The organism is Variovorax sp. CF313 (genome assembly GCF_000282635.1).
Taxonomy (GTDB): Bacteria; Pseudomonadota; Gammaproteobacteria; order Burkholderiales; family Burkholderiaceae_C; genus Variovorax.
Window position 1 is genome coordinate 34,322 of sequence record NZ_AKIW01000042.1, and the last position, 24,449, is coordinate 58,770.

General features: G+C 68.0%; 18 protein-coding genes. 6 read left to right on the forward strand and 12 right to left on the reverse strand.

Annotation, left to right across the window (positions count from 1 at the left end; all coding sequences use genetic code 11):
• Positions 1-16: 16 nt before the first annotated feature.
• The 12 genes from PMI12_RS12825 to PMI12_RS12875 all read right to left on the reverse strand — a co-directional run bounded on the left by PMI12_RS12825 (position 17) and on the right by PMI12_RS12875 (position 12,958).
• Positions 17-1,936 (reverse strand): molybdopterin biosynthesis protein, encoded by a 1,920-nt coding sequence (locus PMI12_RS12825; RefSeq protein ID WP_007832878.1) that lies wholly within the window; start codon positions 1,934-1,936, stop codon positions 17-19.
• Complete coding sequence (locus PMI12_RS12830) at positions 1,933-3,186, reverse strand: molybdopterin molybdotransferase MoeA (protein ID WP_042673310.1); 1,254 nt, start codon at positions 3,184-3,186, stop codon at positions 1,933-1,935. The genes PMI12_RS12825 and PMI12_RS12830 overlap by 4 nt, the downstream gene beginning before the upstream one ends.
• 39 nt (positions 3,187-3,225) lie before the next feature.
• A complete protein-coding gene (locus PMI12_RS12835) occupies positions 3,226-3,624 on the reverse strand; it encodes a hypothetical protein (protein ID WP_007832880.1) in 399 nt (132 codons plus the stop codon).
• A complete protein-coding gene (locus PMI12_RS12840; protein WP_007832881.1) occupies positions 3,621-4,880 on the reverse strand; it encodes a formate dehydrogenase subunit gamma in 1,260 nt (419 codons plus the stop codon). The genes PMI12_RS12835 and PMI12_RS12840 overlap by 4 nt, the downstream gene beginning before the upstream one ends.
• A 12-nt stretch (positions 4,881-4,892) precedes the next feature.
• Positions 4,893-5,144: a hypothetical protein gene (locus PMI12_RS12845; protein WP_007832882.1), complete on the reverse strand. Its 252-nt coding sequence runs from the start codon at positions 5,142-5,144 to the stop codon at positions 4,893-4,895.
• A complete protein-coding gene (gene fdh3B, locus PMI12_RS12850) occupies positions 5,141-5,761 on the reverse strand; it encodes a formate dehydrogenase FDH3 subunit beta (RefSeq protein WP_007832884.1) in 621 nt (206 codons plus the stop codon). The genes PMI12_RS12845 and fdh3B overlap by 4 nt, the downstream gene beginning before the upstream one ends.
• Positions 5,762-5,770: 9 nt before the next feature.
• Positions 5,771-8,758, reverse strand: a complete 2,988-nt coding sequence (locus PMI12_RS12855) for a formate dehydrogenase subunit alpha (RefSeq protein WP_007832886.1) — start codon at positions 8,756-8,758, stop codon at positions 5,771-5,773.
• 12 nt (positions 8,759-8,770) lie between these two features.
• Entirely contained in the window at positions 8,771-8,992 is a 222-nt protein-coding gene (locus PMI12_RS28185; RefSeq protein ID WP_007832888.1) for a hypothetical protein, read from the reverse strand.
• Positions 8,993-9,105: 113 nt separating this feature from the next.
• A complete protein-coding gene (locus PMI12_RS12860) occupies positions 9,106-9,723 on the reverse strand; it encodes a TorD/DmsD family molecular chaperone (protein ID WP_007832890.1) in 618 nt (205 codons plus the stop codon).
• The gene (locus PMI12_RS12865; protein ID WP_007832898.1) at positions 9,720-11,798 is read right to left on the reverse strand and encodes a 4Fe-4S dicluster domain-containing protein; all 2,079 of its coding nucleotides are present in this window, start codon (positions 11,796-11,798) and stop codon (positions 9,720-9,722) included. Before PMI12_RS12865 ends, PMI12_RS12860 begins: the two co-directional genes overlap by 4 nt.
• Positions 11,758-12,381 (reverse strand): DUF3306 domain-containing protein, encoded by a 624-nt coding sequence (locus PMI12_RS12870; protein WP_007832900.1) that lies wholly within the window; start codon positions 12,379-12,381, stop codon positions 11,758-11,760. The genes PMI12_RS12865 and PMI12_RS12870 overlap by 41 nt, the downstream gene beginning before the upstream one ends.
• Positions 12,374-12,958 carry a DUF3305 domain-containing protein gene (locus tag PMI12_RS12875; RefSeq protein WP_007832902.1) on the reverse strand — a complete coding sequence of 195 codons (585 nt, stop codon included), beginning with the start codon at positions 12,956-12,958 and terminating at the stop codon, positions 12,374-12,376. Before PMI12_RS12875 ends, PMI12_RS12870 begins: the two co-directional genes overlap by 8 nt.
• A 107-nt stretch (positions 12,959-13,065) precedes the next feature.
• On the opposite strand from PMI12_RS12875, the gene PMI12_RS12880 reads away from it, so the two are divergent.
• The 6 genes from PMI12_RS12880 to glgX all read left to right on the forward strand — a co-directional run bounded on the left by PMI12_RS12880 (position 13,066) and on the right by glgX (position 24,439).
• On the forward strand, positions 13,066-13,977 hold the full coding sequence (locus PMI12_RS12880; protein ID WP_007832904.1) for a formate dehydrogenase accessory sulfurtransferase FdhD: 912 nt from the start codon (positions 13,066-13,068) through the stop codon (positions 13,975-13,977).
• A 266-nt stretch (positions 13,978-14,243) separates the two neighbouring features.
• Positions 14,244-16,136: a 1,4-alpha-glucan branching protein GlgB gene (glgB, locus tag PMI12_RS12885; RefSeq protein WP_007832906.1), complete on the forward strand. Its 1,893-nt coding sequence runs from the start codon at positions 14,244-14,246 to the stop codon at positions 16,134-16,136.
• A complete protein-coding gene (locus PMI12_RS12890) occupies positions 16,133-18,175 on the forward strand; it encodes an alpha-1,4-glucan--maltose-1-phosphate maltosyltransferase (protein ID WP_007832908.1) in 2,043 nt (680 codons plus the stop codon). The genes glgB and PMI12_RS12890 overlap by 4 nt, the downstream gene beginning before the upstream one ends.
• A 15-nt stretch (positions 18,176-18,190) precedes the next feature.
• A complete protein-coding gene (treS, locus tag PMI12_RS12895) occupies positions 18,191-21,493 on the forward strand; it encodes a maltose alpha-D-glucosyltransferase (protein ID WP_007832910.1) in 3,303 nt (1,100 codons plus the stop codon).
• 33 nt (positions 21,494-21,526) lie between these two features.
• Positions 21,527-22,276, forward strand: a complete 750-nt coding sequence (locus PMI12_RS12900; protein ID WP_007832912.1) for a mechanosensitive ion channel family protein — start codon at positions 21,527-21,529, stop codon at positions 22,274-22,276.
• Positions 22,277-24,439: a glycogen debranching protein GlgX gene (gene glgX / locus PMI12_RS12905; RefSeq protein WP_007832914.1), complete on the forward strand. Its 2,163-nt coding sequence runs from the start codon at positions 22,277-22,279 to the stop codon at positions 24,437-24,439.
• Positions 24,440-24,449 lie beyond the last annotated feature (10 nt).

Consider the following 24,449-nt stretch of genomic DNA (forward strand, 5'->3'; position numbering starts at 1 on the left):
GTACCGTCCTGCTGGATCAGACAGCGGGATCGACGCGAAAGCCCAACCGGCTCAGCGCCTCGCGGGCCGCGGCCGATTGCAGCAAGGCAATGAATGCCTGCACGGGCGCGCGCTCGCGGCGTGCCCTGGGCACCACGAAGTCGTAGCGCTCTTCCTGCACCGGGATGAAGCCCAGGCCGTACTGCCGTGCAACCGTGTCGATGGCCAGGCCCCAGTCGGCGCGCTGCTGCGCCACGGCCACGGCCACCGCGTTGTGCGACTTGGTCTGCACGCCGTAGCCGGGCGGCTTGGCGCTGCCGAGCAGGCGATCGATGAGGATGCGCGTGCCGCTGCCGGCGTTGCGGTTGACCATGGTGCAGCCGGGCCCGGCGATCGCGGCGGCGATGGCCGCGGTGGCATCGCGCCCCTCGAAGCGCGCGTCCGACGGGCGATAGACGATGCCCTGCATGCGGCCATACCCCGGGATCAGTTCCAGCTCCCGCGTGAGCAGTGGCCGGTTGTAGACGCCGGTGGCCGGGTCCATCAGGTGGATGCCCGCCACGTCGCATTCGCCGCGCCGTGCGGCCATCAGCCCGCCCGTGCTGCCCACGTTCATGGCCTTGATGCGAATGCCCTGGCGCACCAGCTCCCCGGCCAGCCAGTCCAGGCCCACGCAGTGGCTGCCGATGAAGATCAGGTCCGCGGCGTCCAGCCCATGGCCCAGCAGCTGCACCTGCACGGGCGCGCCGGCATCGACGATCTCGGTGTGCTGGCCGATGGTGATGAACCCGTCCGCGCTGCTGAACGTGGTGACAGAGCCCGAGCCCTTGCCCATCGGGTAGGCCGCCAGGCCTTCGTCGGTGGGCACCAGGCCCACGAGCAGGTACTCGGTGCGGCCGCGCTCGGAGTTCACGCGCATCGGCAGTTTGGCGTCCACATGCTCGCGCCGCTCCGGCGGCCGGCCGGCGAAGGCGCGGATCACGGGGGCCAGGAACTCGTGGAAGGTGAAGACCGCCGAGGTCGGAAAGCCCGGCAGGATCACGACCGGCTTGCCGCCCGTGACCGCCAGGCACACCGGCTTGCCGGGCTTGAGCGCCACGCCGTGCGCCACCACGCCCGGATCGCCGAGCGCGGCGACCACACGGTAGGAGAGGTCGCCTTCGCCCTTGGATGTGCCGCCCGAGAAGACCACGGCATCGCAGGCCAGCCCCTGTGCGAGCGCGGCCGACAGTGCGGCCTCGTCATCGGGAATCACGCCCAGCCGCACGGGCTGGCCGCCCAGTTCCTCGACGGCGGCGCCGATGATGGCGGCGTTGGAGTCGTACACCGCACCCGTGGGCAGCGGCGCGCCGGGCGCGACGATCTCGTTGCCGGTGGAAAAGATGGCCACGCGCGGCTTGCGGTACACGCCGACCTCGGCGAGGCCGAGTGCCGCGATCACGCCGATCTCCCGCGAGCTCAACGCCTGGCCGGCACGCAGCACCGTTTCTCCGCGCGCGATGTCGGTGCCGGCGTAGCTGACGTTCTCGCCTTCGGTGGCCGCACGGCGGATCTGCACCCGGCCGTCCTCGGCATCGGTGTGCTCCACCATCACCACCGCATCGGCGCCGCGAGGCAGCATGCCGCCCGTGGCGATCGCCGTCGCATGGCCGCCCGTCACTTCGCGCTGCGGCACGATGCCGGGCGCCAACGTCTCGTCGGCGAGCGTCAGCAGGCGGGCCTGTTCTTCCATTGCGCCCCAGGTGTCGGCGGCCTGCACGGCAAAGCCGTCGACGTTGGAGCGGTCGAAGCCGGGCACGTCGATCGCGGCGACCACGTCTTCGGCCAGCACACGGCCCAGCGCCTCGTGCAGGGGAACGGTCTCGCGACCCAGTGGCGCGAGCCTGAGGTGTCGACGGAAGCGGCGTTCGGCCTCGTCGCGCGTGACGACATCGAGAAATTGCGATTGGGGTTTCACAGGCACTCGTAAAGATGAACAGTGACTTCGATCCCGGCCCCGAAGCCTTCGCTTTCTGCGGGCGCGACGACGAAGCCGTCGGCCCGCGTGGTCGAACTCAGCATGGACGCGCCCGACAGCGCGAGCGGCTCCACGCCTTCTTCGCCGATCTTCACGCGCACGTAGTCGACGCGTCCGACCTGGGAGACGATCTTGCGCGCCACGGTTGCGCGCGTGCGGGGGTAGGGCCAGTCGGCGGACCGGCCGCCGAGCCGGCGGATCGCACGCCCGGCGAAGAAGTCGTAGGCGCACAGGCAGGAGACCGGGTTGCCCGGCAGCAGGAAGACCAGCGTGTCGCCGATGCGGCCCATGCCGGCCGGACTGGAGGGCCGCATCGCGATGCCGTGGATGGCCAGCTCGCCGAGTTCGGCCAGCAGGCGCGGCGCATGGTCCTCGGCGCCCACGCTGGAGCCGCCGGAGACGAGCACCACGTCGGCATCGGACGCCGCCAGCGCCTGGGCAATGACCTGCGGGTCGTCGCCCAGGCGCTGGTGCGACTCGAGCAGGCCGCCGTCGCGCGCCACGAGGCCGCGCAAGGTCACGGAGTTGGCGTCGTAGATGTCGAAGGGCCCCTTGGGCGTGCCGGGTGCGCGCACTTCATTGCCGGTCACGAGCAGCCGCACGCGGGGCCGGCGCACCACCTGCAACTGCGCCAGGCCCAGCGAAGCCGCCAGCCCCGCGTCCTGCGGTCGCAGCCGGCGTCCCGCGGCCAGCGCCGTACTGCCGCGCGCGATGTCCTCGCCGACGCGGCCCACATGCTGGCCCGGTGCCACAGCCCGCGTGATGGCCAGGCGCCCGTCCTGCTCGCTCGCATATTCGGCGGGCACCACGGCATCCAGTTCCAGCGGTACCGGAGCGCCGGTCATGATGCGGATGGCTGCGCCCGCGGGCACGGCGCCATCGAAAGGCCGGCCGGGCCAGGCATGGCCCGCGATCGGAAACTCCAACGGGTTGTATTCGCCGGCCCCCGTGGTCTCGCCGCCGCGCAGCGCATAGCCGTCCATGGCCGAGCGGTCGAATTCGGGCACCGCGATGGGTGCGATCACCTCATGCAGCAGTACCCGTCCCGCGGCCTCTTCAACCGCCACGGATTCGCCCGGCAGCAGCGGCGTGTGGGCGTCGATCCAGGCGAGCGCATCGGGAACCTCCGCGCGCTGGGTGAAGCCGCGCATGCGCACATCGGTCGAGGCAGTTCGTTCGGGTGGGGGCATCAGGTTCAGTCTCGCCCGCGCTTGCGCGCGGCGGCTGACTTAATTCTTGGGTGCGGGATGGGTCTGTGCCGAGGGCTGGTTCGTACTGGGCGGCGATGCAGCCGTGGAGGCCGGGGAATGTGCGCCCGAGGCTTCGATGGGCTTGGTTTCGCCCGCGGGCGCCGCGGCGTAAGGGCCCGGATCCACGCAGGGCGGTGTGGTCGCCGCGGCCGGTACCGGCTTGCCTGCGGACTGGGCGCTGGCGCGGTACTTGGCTGCGACCTGGTCCTGTGCCTTGCACAGCAGGTAGGCGTCGGTCTTGGTACTCCATGCGGTGCGGGCTGCAGCCTCGGCGGCCTTCGCCTGCGCTTCCGGCGTGGGCGCGGGAAGCTTGGCGAAAACGGACGATGCAGCCAGCGGTAGCGCCAGCGCGAAGAGAAGGGTCAGCGTGTGCTTCATGCGGAGGTTCCTTGCGCGGTCACCGGCCGCGCCGGGTCCGATGCGTCGGGGGGCGCCGAGCGCTGCGCCGGGATCTTGCCGGCCTCGATGTCGTCATACCAGAGGCGATGGTGCTCGCGCGCCCAGGTTTCGTCGACATAGCCTTCGCGCATCGCCTTGTAGGCGCCGGTCATGCCCAGCGTGCCGATATAGATGTGGCCCAGGATCATGGCCATCATGAGCAGCGTGGCCACCGCATGCACCATGTGCGCGATCTGCATCTCGCCGCGCGTGTAGACGAAGCCCGGCAACAGCTTGTCGAGGAACAACCCCGAGCCGATGACGATGCTGCCCAGAAGGAGCACGCCGCCCCAGAACACGGCCTTCTCGCCGGCGTTGAAGCGGTGCGATGCGGGCTCCTTGCCGCCGAACAGGCCGCCGCCGTGCCGCAGCCAGCTGAGGTCTTCCGCCCGCGGCCAGTTGCTGCGGATGAAAGTGAAGATCATGAACAGCGTGGTCACGACGAACAGCGGTCCGACGAAGTTGTGCACGGTCTTGAGCATGTAGGCGAGCCAGCCGAACAGCGCGCTGCCGAGCACCGGCAACAGGAAGAACTTGCCGAAGGCCATCACGATGCCCGACAGCGCGAGCGTGACGAAGGCAAGCGCGTTCGACCAGTGCGTGGCGCGCTCGAACGGCGTGAAGCGCTCGATCTTGCGGCCGGTCTCGGCGCCGTGCAGCCGGATCGGCCCGCGCGTGAAATGGAAGATGGCCAGCGCCAGCAGCGTGACGAAGAGCAGCGCCGCGCCGTACGGAATGATCCAGCTGTTGCGCACCTGCCGCCAGGCCTCGCCCGCGTTGGTGAAGCGCGAGCCCGGGTACTGCACGAAGCGCTGGATCAGGTTGCCGGCCTCGGGCGCCTCGCTCACGGGCAGGCTGCTGTAGCCGGTGATGCCGCCGCTCACCTGGCGCCACATCGGTGCGTTGTTGCCGGGCTGCACCTTGTTGCGCTCGCCGTTGGTCTGGTTAAGGTAGTTCGGGTCGGCGCTGGCCTCGGGCTTGACCTCGAAGATGTTCTGGCTGCGGATGCCGCCCTCGGCCTTCGGTGCGGCAGCGGCGGTGGAAGCGGAAGCAGGCGAAGCAGGGGCGGGCGAAGCCGCGACGGCGCCGCTCGCGGCCGGGTTGGCGTCCTGGGCCAGCGCCACCGCCGCACAGCCCAGGAGCGCGGTCGCCAACAGCGCGTGGAACGCCCGCCTGGTGCGAATGGTGACGCTCATGCGGCCTCCGGTTCAGTTTTCTCGGATGTACTCGTTCTGCCCGTTGGAGCGAACCTTGATCTGCTGCTCCCACGCCGTCTTGTCGCCCACCTTCCAGCCGGGCGCGGTGAAGGCCGTGCCGGTGTTGGCCTGCGTGCCGGTGCCGCTCCAGGGCACTGCATCGTGCTTGACGCCCTCCGCGTTCGTCTGCGGCTTCTCGGTGCAGGCCGCAAGCAGCATCGCGCCCGAAGCGAGCACGACGAGGGTCGCGACCGCGCGCTTCACTTGGTGCCTCCGGTAGTCGGCGTGCCGGCCTGCTGCGAGCCATAGGCCGTGCCCCAGCCCCAGACTTCGGCGCCCGTGCCGCGTTGCACGACGCGGGTGCGGAAGATGTCGGCCACCACGTCGCCGTCGCCGGCCAGCAGCGCCTTGGTCGAGCACATCTCGGCACAGGCCGGCAGCTTGCCTTCGGCCAGGCGGTTGCGGCCGTACTTCTCGAACTCGGCTTCGGAGCCGTTGGCTTCGGGGCCGCCGGCGCAGAAGGTGCACTTGTCCATCTTGCCGCGTGCGCCGAAGGTGCCTTGCGACGGGAATTGCGGCGCGCCGAAGGGGCAGGCGTACGAGCAGTAGCCGCAGCCGATGCACACGTCCTTGTCGTGCAGCACCACGCCTTCTTCGGTGCGGTAGAAGCATTGCACGGGGCACACCGCCATGCAGGGTGCGTCGGAGCAATGCATGCAGGCCACCGAGATCGATTTCTCGCCCGGCAGGCCGTCATTGAGCGTGACCACGCGGCGGCGATTCACGCCCCAGGGCACCTCGTTCTCGTTCTTGCAGGCCGTGACACAGCCGTTGCACTCGATGCAGCGCTCGGAATCACAGACGAATTTCATTCTTGCCATGGTGATTCCTCATGCTTTCTCGATGTTGCAGACAGTGGTCTTGGTCTCTTGCATCATGGTGACGCTGTCGTAGCCGTAGGTCGTGCCGGTGTTGATGGCCTCGCCGCGCACGACGGGCGCCGCGCCCTTCGGGTAGTAGGCGAGCAGGTCCTGGCCCTGCCAGCGGCCCGAGAAGTGAAAGGGCATGAACACCGTGTCGGGCCCGACGCGCTCGGTCACCAGAGCCTGCACGTTGAGCTTGGCGCCGGTGGGCGTGTGCACCCAGACACGCTCGCCGTTGCGGATGTTCTTCTCGGCCGCCACCTTCGGATTGATCTCGATGAACATCTCCTGCTGCAGTTCGGCCAGCCAGGGGTTGGAGCGTGTTTCCTCGCCGCCGCCCTCGTATTCCACGAGCCGGCCCGAGGTCATGATGTAGGGGAATTTCTCGGCGATCTTGTCGGCGATGTTCTTCTGCTGGACGGTCTTGTAGAGCGTGGGCAGGCGCCAGAAGGCCATCTTGTCGTCGTGGGTCGGGTACTTCGCGGCCAGGTCGGGACGCGTGCCGTAGAGCGGCTCGCGGTGTTGCGGAATGCCATCCGGAAAATTCCACACGACGGCTCGCGCCTTGGCATTGCCGAAGGGGTGGCAGCCGTGGTTCTTCATGAACACGCGGATCATGCCGCCCGAGCTGTCGGTCTTCCAGTTCTTGCCTTCCGCCTTGGGCTTCTCGGCCTCGGTGAGCTCGTCCCACCACCCGAGCTTCTTGAGCAACACGTGGTCCAGTTCGGGATAGCCCGTGGTGATGTCGGCGCCGAGCGAGTACGAGCCGTCTTCGGCCAGAAGGTTCTTGCCATTGCGCTCGACACCGAAGTTCGCGCGGAAGTTGCCGCCCCCATCCATCACGTGCTTGGACGTGTCGTAGAGGTTGGGCGAGCCGGGATGCTTCAGCTCGGGCGTGCCGTAGCAGGGCCAGGGCAGTCCGAAGTAGTCCCCCGAGATGTCGTAGCCGTTGACCTTGTCCTTGACGGAGCCCTTGGCCTTGAGCGTGCGCACGTCGAAGGCGGCCATGTTGCGCATGTGCGCCTGCAGCCGCTCGGGGCTCTGGCCCGAGTAGCCGACGGCCCAGCAGGACTTGTTGATCTCGCGCAGGATGTCGTCCGGCACGGGCTCGTCCATGCCCTTGACCTTCTGCATCTTGTAGTTCTTGCTGAGCTCCTTGCCGAAGCCCAGCCGGTCGGCGAACTGCTGCATGATCATGTGGTCGCTGCGGCTTTCCCACAGCGGCTCGATCACCTTCTCGCGCCATTGGACCGACCGGTTCGACGCCGTCACCGATCCGCTGGTTTCGAACTGCGTGCACGCGGGCAGCAGGTAGACCGCGCGGTTCGCATTGGCGTCTTCGGGCCTGCCCGGCATCGCGGCCATCGCGGCCGTGGCCGACGGATAGGGGTCGACGACGACGAGCAGATCGAGCTTGTCCATCGCCCGCTTCATCTCGAGGCCGCGGGTCTGCGAGTTGGGCGCATGGCCCCAGTAGAAGACGCCGCGCAGGTTCGAGTCCTGGTCGATCAGCTCGTTCTTCTCGAGCACGCCGTCGATCCAGCGCGACACCGTGATGCCGGGCTTGCTCATCATCGCGGGCGATGCGAAGCGGCTCTTGATCCATTCGAAGTCCACGCCCCAGGTGGCGGCGAAGTGCTTCCACGACCCTTCGACCAGGCCGTAGTAGCCCGGCAGCGAATCGGGGTTCGGGCCGACGTCGGTCGCGCCCTGCACGTTGTCATGCCCGCGGAAGATGTTGGTGCCGCCGCCCGACGTGCCGACGTTGCCGAGCGCCAGCTGGAGGATGCACGAAGCCCGCACGATGGCATTGCCGATGGTGTGCTGCGTCTGGCCCATGCACCAGACCACGGTGCCGGGGCGGTTCTCGTGCAGCATGGTCGCGATCTTCAATACCTGGGCTTCGCCGACGCCGCAGGCCTCTTCGACCTTGTCGGGCGTCCACTTGCTCATGACGTCCGCGCGCACCTCGTCCATGCCGTAGACACGGTCGTTGATGTAGCGCTTGTCTTCCCAGCCGTTCTTGAAGATGTGGTGCAGGATGCCGAACAGGAACGCGATGTCCGAGCCCGAGCGGATGCGCACGTATTCGTGGGCCTTGGCCGCGGTGCGGGTGAAGCGTGGGTCGACCACGATCATCTTGCAGCCGTGTTCCTTGGCGTGCAGCATGTGCAGCATGCTCACGGGGTGCGCCTCGGCCGCATTCGAGCCGATGTACATCGCGACCTTCGCGTTGCGCATGTCGTTGTACGAATTGGTCATGGCGCCGTAGCCCCAAGTATTCGCCACGCCCGCGACCGTGGTCGAGTGGCAGATGCGCGCCTGGTGGTCGCAGTTGTTGCTGCCGAAGAAGCTCACGAACTTGCGCAGCAGGTACGCCTGCTCGTTGCTGTGCTTGCTCGAACCGATCCAGTAGATCGCGTCGGGCCCGCTGGCCTTGGTGAGCTCCTTGAGCTTGGCCGTGATTTCGTCGAGCGCTGTGTCCCAGCTGATGCGCTCGTACTTGCCGTTGACGAGCTTCATCGGGTAGCGCAGGCGATATTCGCCATGGCCGTGTTCGCGCAACGCGGCGCCCTTGGCGCAGTGGGCGCCGAGGTTGATGGGCGAGTCGAACACGGGTTCCTGCCGGACCCACACGCCGTTCTCGACCACGGCGTCGGACGCGCAGCCGACCGAGCAGTGCGAGCACACGGTGCGCTTCACCTCGATCTTGCCGGCGCCGATGGCCGCGGGCTTGCCGTCAGCGGCCTTGGCTTTCTGGATCAGCGTGAGCTGGCTGGCGGCCAGGCCCACACCGACACCGAGGCCGGAGCGCCGCAGGAAGGCGCGCCGGTCCATCGTCGGCAGCGCGTTCGCGAGGCCGCGCCGAAGGCTGTGGACGAAGGGCGACGCGTGGGTGGACGCGCCGGAGGCAGGTTGACTCGCGGTGCCTGGGGATTTTTTGGTCAGAAGCACAACAGGTACTCCTCAGGCTGAAGCGGTCGCGTAGTAGCGCTTGACGTGCTCGCTCAGGGAATAGCCGCCGCCGTTTTCAGGCGCGGGTGGCAGGGGGGAGGGGGCGGCGACGGGCGTCTGCACCACCTTCGGAAGCGCCGTGACGGCCACTGCGGCGACGCCGGCCGTTGCGGCACCGAGGAAGAATCCCCGACGGGATGCCGGCTCGAGGCCGGTATTTTTGCTGTCCTGCATGCTGACCCCTGGAGTGGCTGGGCCCGACGAGAGAAGAAAACCCGTCCGCCCTTACAAATACTAGACCAGCAGCAACCGGTGAGCAACCTGAATAGCCCTTGCGTTCCGTTGCCTCAGGCCAGCATGTCGAAGGCCTGTGCCTCGACGTCGCCGAACGCGCGCGTGAAGACGGCGAGCGCCGCGTAGAACCGCGCCTTCGGATGCTGCGACACGGCCTCGCACAGGGCCGGCAGCCAGGGCTGGATGTGCTTCGAGAAGATGGCCTGCTGCTGCGTGAGGTTGGCGACCGCTGCGTCTTCGCCGGCGATCAGGTAGCGCATGACCTCGAACAGGCAGGCGATGTGGTCCTCGGTCTCGCAGGTGGTCTCGGTGCGCGCCAGGCCCAGCCGGTCGAGGTCGTTGCGCAACTGCACGAGTGGCTTGTCGTTGAGAAAGCCGCTCAGGTAGTGCGAGCCGAAGAGGAAGACCTCGGGCTTGCCGATGCCGCCGAAGAGCGCGTCGTATTCGTCGTGCGCGGCGGCCGCGCTCGTGTCGCGCGCGATGCCGACCAGCTGGCGCCACGGTTCCTCGAGAAAGGCGCCCGCGGCCGGCGCCTCGGTGGGCGCCACCTGGAAGGCCTCCAGCAGCCCGGCATCGGGTGCGGCGTACCAGAGCCGCGCCAGCAGGCCGTAGAGCTCCGCCCGGGCCACCTCCTCGTCGAGTGCGGAAGAGGCGGGAAAGGTCTGGCTCATAGCGGGGCGATCTTCACTTCGTTGGTGGCACTGTAGAGGTCGATGACGCGGCAGTCGCTGCACATCTTGAGGCGCTCCAGCGCTTCGCCCTGGAACATCGCATGCCCGGCCAGCTTGCCGAGCATGGCCTCGATCGCCTTCTGCGTACCGAAGGGCTTGCTGCAGCGGATGCAGACCCAGGGCCTGGCCTCGTTCAGAAGCACCTGCTGCTTGCGCTCGGGCGCAGCCAGCAGGCGCGGCAAGAGCGAGACGGCGTCTTCGGGGCATGTGGTCTCGCACAAGCCGCATTGAACGCAGTTCTTTTCGATGAAGCGCAGCTGCGGTGCGCTCTGGCTGTCCAGCAGCGCGCCCGACGGGCAGGCGCCGACGCAGGCCAGGCACAGCGTGCACTTGTCCTTGTCGACCGCGATGGCGCCCAGGGGCGATCCTGCCGGCAACCCGAAAGCCAGCGGTGCGTCGAGCTGCGTCTGCAGGGCGGGCGCCGTGCCCATCAGGTGGTCGAGCGCCATCTCGAGCCGGTCGCGCTTGTCGGCGCCGACGGCGAAGCGGGCGGGGGTGGCCGGCACGCGCTGCGTGGTCGTGCGCAAGCTGGCCAGCGCGGCATCCAGAACGGCGGGCGAGTCGGCTTCGATCACGCGGAAATGCGTACCGGTGTAGCCCAGGCCCAACAACAGCGCCTGCGCGATGTCCATCTGCGTCTTGAGTGCCGCGAGGTACTGCGGCGCTTCCTCTCCGGTGCAAAGCACCGCCACCTGCGAGGCGCCGAAGGCGATCGCGCTCAGCCACAGGTCGATGCCGGTGCTGGCCGCATGAAAGAGGTCCACGGGGATCACCTGCGCCGGCACGCCCTGCGCCTTGCCGAGCTGCGCCTGTCGGCCGAGTTGCTCGAGCAGCGCCTGGCCGCCTTCCTGGCTGTGCAGCAGCAGCGCGGCGTCGCGGCCGCCCGCCGCTGCATAGGTGGCGAGCAGCTTGCGCAGCTTGAGCCCCTGGTCGGGCGCGCGCGGGTAGGTGTAGCCCAGCGCGCCCGTCGGGCACACCGTGGTGCAGGCGCCGCAGCCCACGCACAGGTTCGGGTTGACCACGATGCGCTGGCGTTCCTTGTCGCTGCTCACGGCATGGGCCGAGCACACGTCGACGCAGGCATTGCAGCCGACCACCTCGTTGCGGCTGTGCGCGCAGAGCTTCTGCTTGTAGTCGAAGAACTTGGGCTTTTCGAATTCCCCGACCAGTTCGCGCACGCGCAGCAGCGTCTGCAGGCCCTCGGCATGCGCGACGCCGCCGGACAGGTGGAAGTAGCCCTGCGGCGGCGCGTGCCAGTCGATGAGCGGCGCGGGGCCAAGGTCGAGCACGAGGTCGAACGCCGCATCGAGCGCCTGGGGCTTGCGGCTGAAATCGATGGCGCCCGCCGCGCTGCAGGCGCGCTCGCAATCGCGGTGCGAGGTGCAGCGCGCGTTGTCGATCTGGTAGTCCAGCCCGATGGCCTGCTCGGGGCAGGCGACGACGCAGGCGTTGCAGCGGGTACACAGGTCGAGGTCGATCGCGTTGTCGTGCGTCCAGTGCAGCGTGAAGGCGCCGAGCCAGCCGGTGAGCGAATCGATGCGCCCGGCTATCACCGGCCAGCGGCGCGCCTGTGCGCCGCCGACTGCACCGGGACCCTGCGCGAGCAAGGTCACGTCGAGCGTGTCGCCGACCAGTGCCGCGGCGCGCTCGGCTTCGTCGAGCGGACCGATGATCAGCAGGCGGCCCTGGCTGGTGTAGCTCACGGTCGGGACGGGCTCCGGCTCGGGCAGGCTGGCGGCGGCCAGCAGCGCGGCGATTTTCGGCATCGCGCTCTTGGCGTCGCGGCTCCAGCCGCCCGTCTCGCGGATGTTGACGAAGCGGACCGGCGAGGTCGCGTCGGGCGTCTGCGTGGCGAGTTCGCCGAAGAGCCGTTTTTCCTGGGTGCAGGCGACCACGACCTCGTCGCCGGACTGGATGGCGCGCTGGAAGGAAGTCGCCTCGCGGCGGCACAGCGACGAATGCAGCGGAAGCGTTTCAGCCAGTGCCGCGCCGAGGGTCTTCGGCTCGAGCGGCATCGTCCGGTTGCAGTCGCAAATCAGCGTGGTGGTCATCGGTTTCTTGGCTGGCGGGCTGCATTTCGGCAACCGGCGGGCTGGGAAGCGTTTCACATTCCCTGGACTGTGCCACTTTCGCTGCCTCGGCGTCGTCGGGGGTTTCCGGGGGAGTGTCCTCGGGCGCCTCGTCGAAGAGCTCGAGGAACTTGGCGCTCGCCATCTGGCGCAGCACGCTCTCGGGCACGGGGGTGGATCGGGAATAGTCGTCGACGTAGGTGTCGAGGCCGTCCATCACGTTGAAATGCGGATCGGAAAAGAGCTTGCGCAAGGCCGCGTTCTTGACCTCGGGCGTGACCTCCCTGGCCAGGAAGGGCTTGTAGTCCGACTCGATGCCCAGCTCGTCCACGTCGGCGAGCGTCAGTGGCGGCGGAGCTTCCTGTTCACCCGCCGGGGGCAGGGCGGCAGCCTCCGCGACGGGGGCGGGTGCCGCCGCTGGCGTCGGAACAGGTGCCGCTGCCGGCGGGGCCTTCTCTTCCACGGCGGTCTCGGCCGCCCGCACCTCCTGCTTGCGGCGCGACCACCGTCCGAGAAAACCCTCAGACATCGCCAGCGCCCCGCCCGCGCTTCTTCTCGGTCGTCACGCTCGCGGCGTTGCCGAAACGGTCGACCAGCGACCGGAAGCTCTCGGGCCGCCGGCGGCGTTTGGGTTCGATCACGTAGTGCTCGTCCACGAAGGCGCGCACCCAGTCGACCACCTCTGCAGGTGCCGGAACCTGTTCTACCGTTTCCTGCGCATCGAGCCAGCGCCCGGCCTCGTAGTAGCTCAGAGTCACCACGACCGGTCGGGGGATGGGCTCGGACGCGAGCGTTGCCTCCTCGTCCATGCGCCACAGCACGAACCAGCACGGCGTTGGCGTGATCGCGTTGAGGTGGTAGCCCTCGGCCTCGTCGCGGAACAGCTCGACCTTGAAGCCGGGATGCAGCCAGTGCTGCTCGCCGCCGTCATTGCGCAGCAGGCGCGGCTCGGTGCCGAAGCCGGGCTCGTCGGGCAGCACGCTGTCGAGCGTCCAGCGCCAGGGCTGCCAGTGGCTCGAGGGGCCGTGCAGGCGCTCGCGGCGCATGACCACCGCGACGTCGAGCGCCGGGCGGCCCTTGGCGGCAGGAGTGTCCGAGGAAGGCATCGAACGAACGATAGCCGATGGCACGAAAGCCTGCGAGAAGTATCCCCTTCGACGGGAGGCCCGCGGATCCGGCATGTCGCGGCAGTCCGGTGGCGTAGGATTCCTGCATGGCCCCACCTGAAGACGAAGCGCCGCTGGCCTTTGATGCGGTACAGCTCTCCACGCGTGCCGGCACGCCTCGCCTGAACCAGGCGCGCAGCCCGCTGTTGCGCCGGATCGAGATCGTCGACCAGCACGGAGAACGGCGCGACATCGATATTCCGGCGGAGCGGCCGTTGACCGTTTTCGTGGACAAGCGCGAGCTCGTCACGCTGATGACCTTGGGCGCCTCGCCGGAGCTGCTGGTGTTGGGCTATCTGCTGAATCAGGACCTGATCCAGCGCGCAAGCGACATCGAGAGCATCGATGTCGACTGGAGCGTGGATGCGGCCGCCGTGAAGTCGCATCGCGGCGTCGCCAGACTCGGGGAGAAGACCGCGCGCCGGGTCGTGACGACAGGTTGCGGACAAGGCACCGTTTTCGGCGATGCGATGGCCCAGCTCGCCTCCGTCCGCCTGCCGCCGGCGCAATCGGCACGCATCGCCCAAGGCACGCTGCTGCGGATTCTCGAACTGATGAGATCGCGCAACAGCGTGCATCGGCACGCAGGGTCGGTGCACGGCTGTGCGCTGTTCCGCGGAACCGACATGCTGGTGTTCGTGGAAGACGTCGGAAGGCACAACGCCATTGACACCATCGCAGGGTGGATGGCGGTCCATGGCGTCGACGGTGGCGACAAGGTCTTCTACACGACAGGGCGTCTGACGAGCGAGATGGTGATGAAGTCGGCCCACATGGGTGTGCCGATCATCGCCTCGCGCAATGGCGTCACCGCGATGGGGCACGAGCTGGCAGGCAAGCTCGGCATGACGCTGTTCGGCCGAGCCGCCAATCGCCACTTTCTCTGCTACTGCGGGTTCGAGCGCTTCGATGCCGAGCCGCTGCCGCACGACCAGCCGCAGGACAAGACTGCGCAGTAAGTCATTAGGCCTCCGCCCATCATTCCGATTGCGCGCTGAGCGCCCCTTTCCAGTGCGCGGCGTCGCCCCGGGCACCAGGCGTTATGCCAAATGTCCTGCACGCTGCGCGAAGCGAAACCCCGGCGAACAGGCAACTCTCCGACAAGACGAGGCGGTGCAGGCCGTACCTGCGCTGCCTTGGCTCGCTGCAGATTGGCACCAAGCCCTGCGGAAACCGACGTCGTTCCTTGACCATCGTTCCGCCGGCTTCAATCCGAGGGTTGCCGGTGCCGTTGAATCATTCACTCCAGAACGAGCAAGACGTCCATCTTTTCCGCGAGGGGACCCACTCCCGCCTGTATGACGTGCTGGGTTGCCATCCCTCCAAAGAGGGCGGCGCCCATTTCGCCGTGTGGGCGCCGAATGCAGAGTCGGTGTCGGTAGTGGGAGACTGGAACTACTGGTCCGGCGATGCCGATCCGCTGAGGCCCAGTGCCGATGGCACCGGCATATGGCAAGGCCATGCTCCCAATGCCACCATCGGCCAGGCCTACAAATACCGCATTCGATCCCGCTACGGCGGCTACTCGGTGGACAAGGCCGACCCGGTCGCCTTCAGTGCCGAGCCGCCACCCGCGACCGCATCGCGCATCTGCGAGCTTTCGTACGAATGGGCGGACGCGCAGTGGATGTCCACGCGCGGCTCGCGCAATGCGCTCGACGCCCCGATGTCGGTCTATGAGGTGCATCTTGGCTCATGGCGCCGCCGCGACGGGCGGTTCCTGGACTACCGGGAGCTCGCGCGCCAGCTCGCCGCCTATGTGAACGAGATGGGCTTCACGCACGTGGAGCTCATGCCCGTGACCGAGCATCCGTTCTACGGCTCGTGGGGCTACCAGACCACCGGCTACTTCGCGCCCACGTCGCGCTTCGGCTCGCCGCAGGACTTCATGTACCTCGTCGATCACCTGCACCAGCAGGGCATCGGCGTGCTGCTCGACTGGGTGCCTTCGCACTTTCCGACAGACGAGCACGGCCTTGCGTATTTCGATGGTACGCACCTCTATGAACATGCCGATCCGCGCCAGGGTTTCCATCCGGAATGGAATTCAAGCATCTTCAACTACGGCCGGCCCGAGGTGCGCAGCTTCCTGGTGTCTTCCGGCCTGTTCTGGCTCGACCTGTACCACGTCGACGGCCTGCGCGTGGATGCCGTCGCCTCGATGCTTTATCTCGACTACGCGCGCGGGCATGGCGAATGGATTCCCAATCGCCACGGCGGCCGGGAGAACCTGGAGGCGATCGATTTCATCCAGACGCTGAACCGGGCGGTCTATCGCGAGCACCCCGACGCCATCACGGTGGCGGAGGAATCGACCGCGTGGCCGCGCGTATCGCGGCCCACCGACATGGACGGCCTCGGCTTCGGCGAGAAATGGAACATGGGCTGGATGCACGACGCGCTGGCGTACATGAAGGAAGAGCCGGTCCATCGCAAGTACCACCACCACAAGCTGACCTTCTCGCTGGTGTACGCCTTTCACGAGAACTTCGTGCTGCCGCTCTCGCATGACGAGGTGGTGCATGGCAAGGGGTCGCTGCTCAACAAGATGCCGGGCGACGAATGGCAGCAGTTCGCCAACCTGCGCGCGCTGTTCGGTTTCATGTGGGCGCATCCGGGCAAGAAGTTGCTCTTCATGGGCGGTGAATTCGGCCAGCGCCGTGAATGGACGCACGACGGCGAGCTCGAGTGGTGGGTGTGCGAGCTCCAGGGGCACGGCGGGCTGCAGCGCCTGGTGGCCCGGCTCAACCACGTCTACCGCGGCGCGCCCGCGCTCCATCAGCTGGATTTTTCGTCGCCGGGATTCGAATGGATTGCCGCCGACGATGCCGACGCCAGCGTGTTCGCGTTCCTGCGCAAGGCGAGCGACGGCAGTCCGCCGCTGCTCGTCGTGAGCAACATGACCCCGGTGCCGCGCACCAACTACCTGCTGGGCGTGCCGCTCGGCGGCCACTGGCGCGAGCTCATCAACACCGACGCCACCGAATTCGGCGGCTCCGGCTGGGGCAATTTCGGGGGCGTCGAAGCGGCCCCCGTGCGTTCGCACGGCCGAAGGCAATCGGTGTGCCTGACGCTGCCGCCGTTGTCCACGCTGATCCTGGAGCACAGCGCCTCATGAAGAACATCTTTGCGACGCGTCCCGTACCCGCGGCGGCAGACATCGAGAAGGGCGCCGTGCGCGCCGTGATCGATGCCGTCCTGCCATGCGTGGACAACGGGCGGTTTCCCGTCAAGTGCGTCGTCGGCGAGCGGGTCCGGGTTCGCGCCCATTGCTTCACCGACGGGCACGACGTGCTGCGGGTGCAGCTGTGCTGGCGCGCGCACGAGCAGGCCGACTTCCGCGAAGTACCGATGAAGCCGCTCGGCAACGACGTGTGGGAGGCCGCGTTCTCGCCGCCGTCCCTCGGTCGCTACGTCTACACCTGCGTTGCGTGGGTGGATTCCTTCGACTCGTGGCACCACGAGCTCACGCGGCGCGTCGATCCCGCGGACGTGCGCATCGCGGCCCAGATCGGTGCGCTCGAAATCGCCGCCGCCGCCGCGCGGGCAGAGGGTACCGACCGCGTCGAGCTGCAGCGCTGGGCGACCGAGCTCGACGCCATGGCGGCCGATCCCGGCTGCGACATCGGTTCGCTCAAGGCCTTGGCGCTCGACGAGGAATATGCCGCGCTCGTGCGCCGCCATCCCGACAGGCGGCATGAGGCGCGCTACCCCATCGAGCTGCCGCTGGCCGTCGACAGGGAGCGCGCGCGCTTCAGCACCTGGTATGAGTTGTTCCCGCGCTCCACCAGTCCCCAGCCGGGCGTGCACGGCACCTTCAAGGATGTCGAAGCACGCCTGCCGGCCATCGCGGCGATGGGATTCGACGTGCTGTACTTCCCGCCGATCCACCCGATCGGCCGCGTGCAGCGCAAGGGCCCCAACAACGCGCTCGCCAGCGGCCCCGAAGACGTGGGAAGCCCATGGGCCATCGGGGCGGCAGAAGGCGGGCACAAGTCGATCCTTCCGGCGCTCGGCACGCCCGAAGACTTCCGGCGGCTGCTTGCACGCGCCGCGGAACACGGCCTCGAGATCGCGCTCGACATCGCCTTCCAGTGCGCACCCGACCATCCCTACGTGAAGGAGCATCCCGACTGGTTCCGCTGGCGCCCGGACGGCAGCGTGCAATACGCCGAGAACCCGCCCAAGAAGTACCAGGACATCTATCCGTTCAACTTCGAGTGCAAGGAATGGCGCGAACTGTGGGCCGAGCTCAAGAGCGTGATCGACCACTGGATCGGGGAGGGCGTGCGCATCTTCCGGGTGGACAACCCGCACACCAAGGCCTTCCCGTTCTGGGAGTGGGCCATCGGCGAGGTGAAGCGCGAACACCCCGACACCATCTTCCTTGCCGAGGCCTTCACGCGGCCCAAGGTGATGCACCGGCTCGCGAAGCTGGGCTTCTCGCAGTCGTACACCTACTTCACCTGGCGCAACACCAAGCAGGAGCTGCAGGAGTACTTCACCGAGCTTTCGAGCGCCCCCGGCATCGACTACTTCCGCCCGAATGCCTGGCCCAACACGCCCGACATCCTGCACGAGCAGCTGCAGACCGGCGAGCCCGCGGTGTTCATGGCCAGGCTCGTGCTGGCGGCCACCCTGGCGGCCAACTACGGCATCTACGGGCCGGCCTACGAGTTGCGCGAGCACCTGCCGCGCGGACCCGGCAGCGAGGAATACCTCGATTCCGAGAAGTACCAGCTGCGCCACTGGAACCACGACGATCCCGCGAGCCTCGCCCCCTTCATCGCGCGGGTGAACCGCATCCGCCGCGAGAACCCGGCGCTGCAGCGGGACCGGAGCCTGCGCTTCCTGCACATCGACAACGACCGGCTGCTGGCCTATGCCAAGGAATCGCCGGACGGCCTCAACGTGATCGTCACCGTCGTCAGCCTCGATCCGCACGAGCCGCAATCGGGCTGGCTCGGGCTGGAACCCGGCAGCGTCGGCGTTCCTTCCTCGCGGGCCTTCCAGATGCACGACCTGCTGAGCGGACAGCGCTTCACCTGGCAGGGCGACTGGCACTACGTGCGGCTCGATCCGCGCAGCGTGCCCGCACACATCTTCGTGGTCCGCCGGCGCCATGGCGACGAGCGCGACTTCGATTATTTCCTGTGAGGAGGTCGCCGGCCCATGAATGCACCCGTCTCGCACATCGCGCTCGAAACCGTCGAGATCGACAACAGCGACGATCCGCTGTGGTACCGCGACGCCGTGATCTACCAGCTCAACGTCAAGGCCTTCTTCGACTCCAACAACGACGGCATGGGCGACTTCAAGGGCGTGACCGCCAAGCTCGACTACGTGAAGGAGCTGGGCGTCAACACCATCTGGCTGATGCCCTTCTACCCCTCGCCGCTGCGCGACGACGGCTACGACATCTCCGAGTACGAGGACGTGCACCCGCAGTACGGCACGCTCGACGACTTCCGCGAGATGCTGGCCGAGGCGCACAAGCGGGGCCTGCGCGTGATCACCGAGCTGGTCATCAACCACACCTCGAGCGAACACCCTTGGTTCAAGGCCGCGCGGCTCGCACCGCCCGGCTCGCCCGAGCGCAATTTCTACGTGTGGAGCGACACCGACCAGATCTACCAGGGAACGCGGATCATCTTCACCGACACCGAGACGTCGAACTGGACCTGGGACCCGGTGGCCAAGCAGTACTTCTGGCACCGCTTCTTCAGCCACCAGCCCGACCTGAACTTCGACAACCCGGCGGTGATGGAAGCCATCTTCAAGACCATGCGCTTCTGGCTCGACATGGGCGTGGACGGCTTCCGGCTCGACGCCATTCCCTACCTCGTGGAGCGCGACGGCACCAGCAACGAGAACCTGCCCGAGACCCATGCGGTGATCAAGCGGCTGCGCGCGGCCATCGATGCGCAGTACCGCAACCGCTTCCTGCTGGCCGAGGCCAACATGTGGCCCGAGGACGTGCGCGAGTACTTCGGCGACGGCGACGAGTGCCACATGGCCTACCACTTCCCGCTGATGCCGCGCATGTACATGGCCATCGCACAGGAAGACCGGCACCCGATCGTCGAGATCATGGCGCAGACGCCCGACATCCCCGAGGGCTGCCAGTGGGCCATCTTCCTGCGCAACCACGACGAGCTGACGCTCGAGATGGTGACCAGCAAGGAGCGCGACTACATGTACACCATGTACGCCGCCGACATGCGCGCGCGCATCAACCTGGGCATCCGCCGCCGGCTCGCGCCGCTGATGGAGAACGACCCCGATCGCGTGAAGCTCATGAACGGCATGCTGCTGTCCATGCCGGGCTCGCCCATCATCTACTACGGCGACGAAATCGGCATGGGCGACAACGTGTTCGTGGGCGACCGCAATGGCGTGCGCACCCCGATGCAATGGAGCCCCGACCGCAACGCGGGCTTCTCGCGCGCCGACCCGCAGCGCCTCTACCTGCAGCCGATCATGGACGCGATGTTCGGCTACGAGGCGCTCAACGTCGAGGCCCAGGCGCGCGACAGCAGCTCGCTGCTCAACTGGACCCGGCGCATGCTCGCCGTGCGCAAGACCAGCCACGCCTTCGGGCGCGGCAGGCGCCGCTTCCTGAAGCCCGGCAACCGCAAGATCCTGGCCTACCTGAGCGAGTACGACAGCGACGTGGTGCTGACGGTGTTCAACCTGTCGCGCGCGGCCCAGCCGGTGGAGCTGGACCTGTCGGAGTTCAAGGGTTTCGTGCCCATCGAGATGCTGGGGCGCGCACCGTTCCCGCCCATCGGCGAGCTGCCGTACCTGCTCACGCTGGCTTCGTACGGCTTCTACTGGTTCAAGCTCGCCGCCGAGGCCGATGCGCCGAGCTGGCACCAGGAAGGCGTGGCGCTGCAGGAGTGGCCCACGCTGGTACTGTTCGACGGCTGGACCAGCTTCTTCCGCGACCGTGTGATGCCCTGGCGCATCAACATGGCCGAACGCATGCGCAACCAGTTCGAGCTGGAGATCCTGCCGCGCCACATCGAGATCCAGCGCTGGTATGCCTCCAAGGGCACGGCCATCGGGCGCGCGCGGCTGGTGGACCATGCCGTGTGGGAGGTCGGCGGCCTGAGCTGGATGCTGCCGCTGCTGGACCTCGATGGCCCGCCCGGCGGCGCCGCCTACTTCATGCCGCTCGCGCTGGCGTGGGAAGAGCGCGACGAGGAGCGCATGGCCGGCGTGGCGCAGGCCGCGATCGCGAAGGTGCGGCAGCAGGCGCAGGTCGGGCTGATGGGCGACGCCTTCTACGACGAGGCCTTCTGCCGCGAGCTGGTGCGTGCCATCGGCAAGGGGACCGAGCTTGCGACGGCGAACGGCAGGCTGGTCTTCAAGCCGACGGCGGCCTTCGCGCAAGTCGGCGCCGACATCGACGCGCTGCCTGTGGGCCGCCCGAGCGGCGTGAGCAGCAACACGGTGGTCACGCTGGACGAGACCCTGTTCCTCAAGGGCTATCGGCACGTGCGCGAAGGCATCAACCCCGAGCTGGAGATGGGCCGCTTCCTGACCGAGGTGGCGCGCTACCCGCACTGCGTGCCGGTGCTCGGCGCGCTCGAGTACATGGCGAACGACGGCCGCACGATCACGCTCGCCATGGTGCAGAGCTACGTGTCCAACCAGGGCGACGGCTGGGACTACACGCTCGGCTACCTCGAGCGCTTCCTGCGCGACGTGGCCACCACCGACGGCGGCGCGCCCGCCGTGTCGGAGGTGCACGGCGGCTTCCTCGCGCTGATGGCCACGCTGGGCCGCCGCACGGCCGAGCTGCACCAGGCGCTCGCCGTGCGCACGGGCGCCGCCGCATTCGACCCCGAGCCGCTGGCGTCTGCCGACTTCGCCGGGTTCAAGGCCCATGCCGCGAGCGACGCTGAGGCAACGCTCGCGCTGCTGCGCGAACGGCTCGACCTGCTGCCGCCCACGGTGCAGGCCGACGCCCGCACGCTGCTCGCGGCGTCCGGCACGCTGCAGGCCGGCATCGAGGCGAGACGGCCGGTGGAAGGCACCGGCATCAAGAGCCGCTACCACGGCGATTACCACCTCGGCCAGGTGCTGGTGAAGGACAACGACTTCGTCATCATCGATTTCGAGGGCGAGCCCGCGCGCAGCTTCGAGGAGCGACGCACCAAGAGCTCGCCGCTGCGCGACGTGGCCGGCATGCTGCGCTCGTTCAACTACGCGCGCTGGTCGGCGCTGCGCCGGGTGGCGCAGAACCCCGACGAGGCCGAGCGGCTGGCCGCCCCGGCCGTCGCGTGGGAGCAGGCGACGCGCGAAGCTTTCCTGGCGGGCTACGGCGGGGCGCTCGACGGCGAACTGCTCGCGCTGTTCGAACTCGAGAAAGCCCTTTACGAGTTGCGCTACGAACTCGACAACCGTGTCGATTGGGCGCAGGTGCCGCTGCAAGGCGTGCTCGCGCTCATCCAACCGTCCCGCGCCTGACGTTGTCGACGCAACCCCAAGGGAGCTCACACCATGGAAAACTTCGGCATTCACCTGGAGCCGCTGCGCGCCATCCTCTACCAGGTCGGCGCCTTCGTGCCGCGCCTGCTGATCGCGGTGGTCGTGGTCATCGCCGGCTGGCTGGTCGCCAAGGCGGTGCGCTTCGCGGTGACCAGGGCGCTGCGCGCCGTCAACTTCAACGTGCTGACCGAGCGCGCGGGGCTCGACAACTTCCTGCGCCAGGGCGGGCTCGCGGGGGACACCAGCAGCCTGTTCGGCATCCTCGCGTACTGGCTGGTGATCTTCGCCTCGCTGCTCATCGCCTTCAACGGCATGGGGCTGAGCTACATCGCCGACCTGCTCGGGCGCATCGTCTGGTTCGTGCCGAACGTGTTCGTGGCGCTGCTGGTGCTGGCTTTCGGCTCCTATTTCGCGCGCTTCGTGGGCGACGCGGTGTCGAGCTACTTCCGCGGCATCCAGATGCAGGACGCGGCCCTCTTCGGCAAGGTGGCGCAGTACGCGGTGATGGCTTTCGTGATCCTGATCGCGCTCGACCAGATCAAGGTCGGCGGCGACATCGTGCGCGAGAGCTTCCTCGTGATCCTCGCCGGCGTGGTCTTCGCGCTCGCCCTGGCCTTCGGACTGGCAGGCAAGGACTGGGCGAAGGCGCAGATCGAACATTGGTGGCCGAGGCAGATCAGGGGCGGCAAGCCGCCGCCGCCGAACGTGACCACTGTCGACAGTTCCACCCCGCGTCCCGGCAATGATCACCTGCCGCATTGAATGACACGAAAACCCAATCCGTCGATCACGGCCGTCTGGCCCGGCCGACCGTATCCGCGCGGCGCCACCTGGGACGGAGGGGGCGTCAATTTCGCCCTGTTCTCGCAGCATTCGAGCGGCGTCGAGCTGTGCCTGTTCGACGAGCGCGGACGCCACGAGCTGCAGCGCATCGCGATGCGCGAACGCACCGACGGCGTATGGCATTGCTACCTGCCCGAGGCGCGCCCCGGCCAGGCCTACGGCTACCGCGTGCACGGCCCCTACAAGCCGGAGGAGGGGCACCGCTTCAACGCCAACAAGCTGCTGGTCGACCCGTATGCGAAGGACCTGGCGGGCGAGCTGCGCTGGGGCGACGCGCTCTACGGCTACACCGTGGGCAGCAAGCGCGAGGACCTTTCCTTCGATCGCCGCGACAGCGCGCCGCTGATGCCCAAGGGCCGCGTGCTCGAGACCGCCTTCACCTGGGGAGACGACCGCCGCCCCCTCGTGCCGTGGCAGGACATGGTGATCTACGAGATGCACGTGCGCGGCTTCACCATGACGCACCCCGACGTGCCGCCCGCGCTGCGCGGTACCTACGCCGGCCTGGGCTGCGCGCCGGTGGTCGACTACCTCAAGCGCCTGGGCGTGACCACGGTGGAGCTGCTGCCGGTGCACAGTTTTCTCAACGACCGGCACCTTGCCGAGCGCGGCCTGCAGAACTACTGGGGCTACAACACGCTGGCCTTCTTCGCGCCCGAGACGCGCTACAGCGCCTCGGGCAAGGTGAAGGAGTTCAAGACCATGGTGAAGACGCTGCATTCGGCAGGCATCGAGGTGATCCTCGACGTGGTCTACAACCACACCTGCGAAGGCAACCAGCTCGGACCCACCCTGTCGATGCGCGGCGTGGACAACGCCTCCTACTACATCGCCAACGCCGACAACCGCCGCTACTACGACGACTTCACCGGCTGCGGCAACACCGTGAACCTGGAGCACCCGCACGCGCTGCAGCTGGTGATGGACTCGCTGCGCTACTGGGCCGAGGAGATGCACGTCGACGGCTTCCGCTTCGACCTGGCCTCGGCGCTGGCGCGCGAGTCGGGCAAGGTCGAGAACCTCGGCGGCTTCTTCGACGCGATCCGCCAGGACCCGACGCTCAACCGCGTGAAGCTCATCGCCGAGCCCTGGGACCTGGGCCACGGCGGCTACCAGGTGGGCAACTTCCCGCTCGGCTGGGCCGAATGGAACGACCAGTACCGCGACGGCATGCGCGGCTTCTGGAAGGGCGATGGCGGCCTGCTCGGCGAGATGGCCAGGCGCGTCACCGGCTCCGAGGACCTGTACGGCTGGTCCGGCAAGAAGCCCACCGCCAGCATCAACTTCGTGACCGCGCACGACGGCTTCACGCTGCACGACCTCGTCTCGTACAACGACAAGCACAACGAGCCCAACGGCGAGGACAACCGCGACGGCAACAACCACAACGTCTCGTGGAACTGCGGCGCCGAGGGCCCCACCGACGACCCCGAAGTGCTCGCGCTGCGCGAGCGGCAGAAGCGCAACCTGCTGGCCACGCTGCTGCTCTCGCAGGGTGTGCCGATGCTGCTGGCGGGCGACGAGCGCGGCCACACGCAGCAGGGCAACAACAATGTCTATTGCCAGGACAACGAGATCGGCTGGCTCGACTGGATGCCCTCGCCGGAGAGTTCGGCGCTCACGAGCTTCGTCGAACGCATGATCTCGCTGCGCCGAGCGCATCCATCGTTCCGGCGCCGTTCGTTCTTCGCGGGCCAGCCGGCGGAAGGCGAGAGCGTGACCGACGTGCACTGGCTCAAGCCCGACGGCACGGAGATGCAGCCCGAGAACTGGAACGACGCGAACGCGCGCTGCATCGCGATGTACATCCCCGGCGGCGGCATCGTCGACCGCGGGCCGCGCGGCGAGGCGCAGCACGACGACGATTTCCTGGTGCTGTTCAACGCCCACCACGACGAGATTCCCTTCACGCTGCCGGCGACCCCGCATGGGGCCTGGCGGCTGCTGGTCGACACCGCCGGCAGCGCGCCGCCGCTCGCCACCGTCGACGCCGCCACGCCGGCCCCGGCGTGGACGCAGCCGGCCTACCCCCTGCAATGCCGCTCGCTCGCGGTGTTGAACCGGCCCGGCATGAGGCCATGAACCCCGGAGG

Bases quoted from the DNA above. Each gene is read 5' to 3' on its own strand.
- glgX (WP_007832914.1), top strand. From the start codon at position 22,277: ATGACACGAAAACCCAATCCGTCGATCACGGCCGTCTGGCCCGGCCGA.
- PMI12_RS12865 (WP_007832898.1), bottom strand. From the start codon at position 11,798: ATGCCGCTCGAGCCGAAGACCCTCGGCGCGGCACTGGCTGAAACGCTT.
- PMI12_RS12875 (WP_007832902.1), bottom strand. From the start codon at position 12,958: ATGCCTTCCTCGGACACTCCTGCCGCCAAGGGCCGCCCGGCGCTCGAC.
- PMI12_RS12860 (WP_007832890.1), bottom strand. From the start codon at position 9,723: ATGAGCCAGACCTTTCCCGCCTCTTCCGCACTCGACGAGGAGGTGGCC.
- PMI12_RS28185 (WP_007832888.1), bottom strand. From the start codon at position 8,992: ATGCAGGACAGCAAAAATACCGGCCTCGAGCCGGCATCCCGTCGGGGA.
- PMI12_RS12830 (WP_042673310.1), bottom strand. From the start codon at position 3,186: ATGCCCCCACCCGAACGAACTGCCTCGACCGATGTGCGCATGCGCGGC.
- fdh3B (WP_007832884.1), bottom strand. From the start codon at position 5,761: ATGGCAAGAATGAAATTCGTCTGTGATTCCGAGCGCTGCATCGAGTGC.
- treS (WP_007832910.1), top strand. From the start codon at position 18,191: ATGAATGCACCCGTCTCGCACATCGCGCTCGAAACCGTCGAGATCGAC.
- PMI12_RS12870 (WP_007832900.1), bottom strand. From the start codon at position 12,381: ATGTCTGAGGGTTTTCTCGGACGGTGGTCGCGCCGCAAGCAGGAGGTG.
- PMI12_RS12890 (WP_007832908.1), top strand. From the start codon at position 16,133: ATGAAGAACATCTTTGCGACGCGTCCCGTACCCGCGGCGGCAGACATC.
- PMI12_RS12840 (WP_007832881.1), bottom strand. From the start codon at position 4,880: ATGAGCGTCACCATTCGCACCAGGCGGGCGTTCCACGCGCTGTTGGCG.
- PMI12_RS12900 (WP_007832912.1), top strand. From the start codon at position 21,527: ATGGAAAACTTCGGCATTCACCTGGAGCCGCTGCGCGCCATCCTCTAC.
- PMI12_RS12835 (WP_007832880.1), bottom strand. From the start codon at position 3,624: ATGAAGCACACGCTGACCCTTCTCTTCGCGCTGGCGCTACCGCTGGCT.
- PMI12_RS12880 (WP_007832904.1), top strand. From the start codon at position 13,066: ATGGCCCCACCTGAAGACGAAGCGCCGCTGGCCTTTGATGCGGTACAG.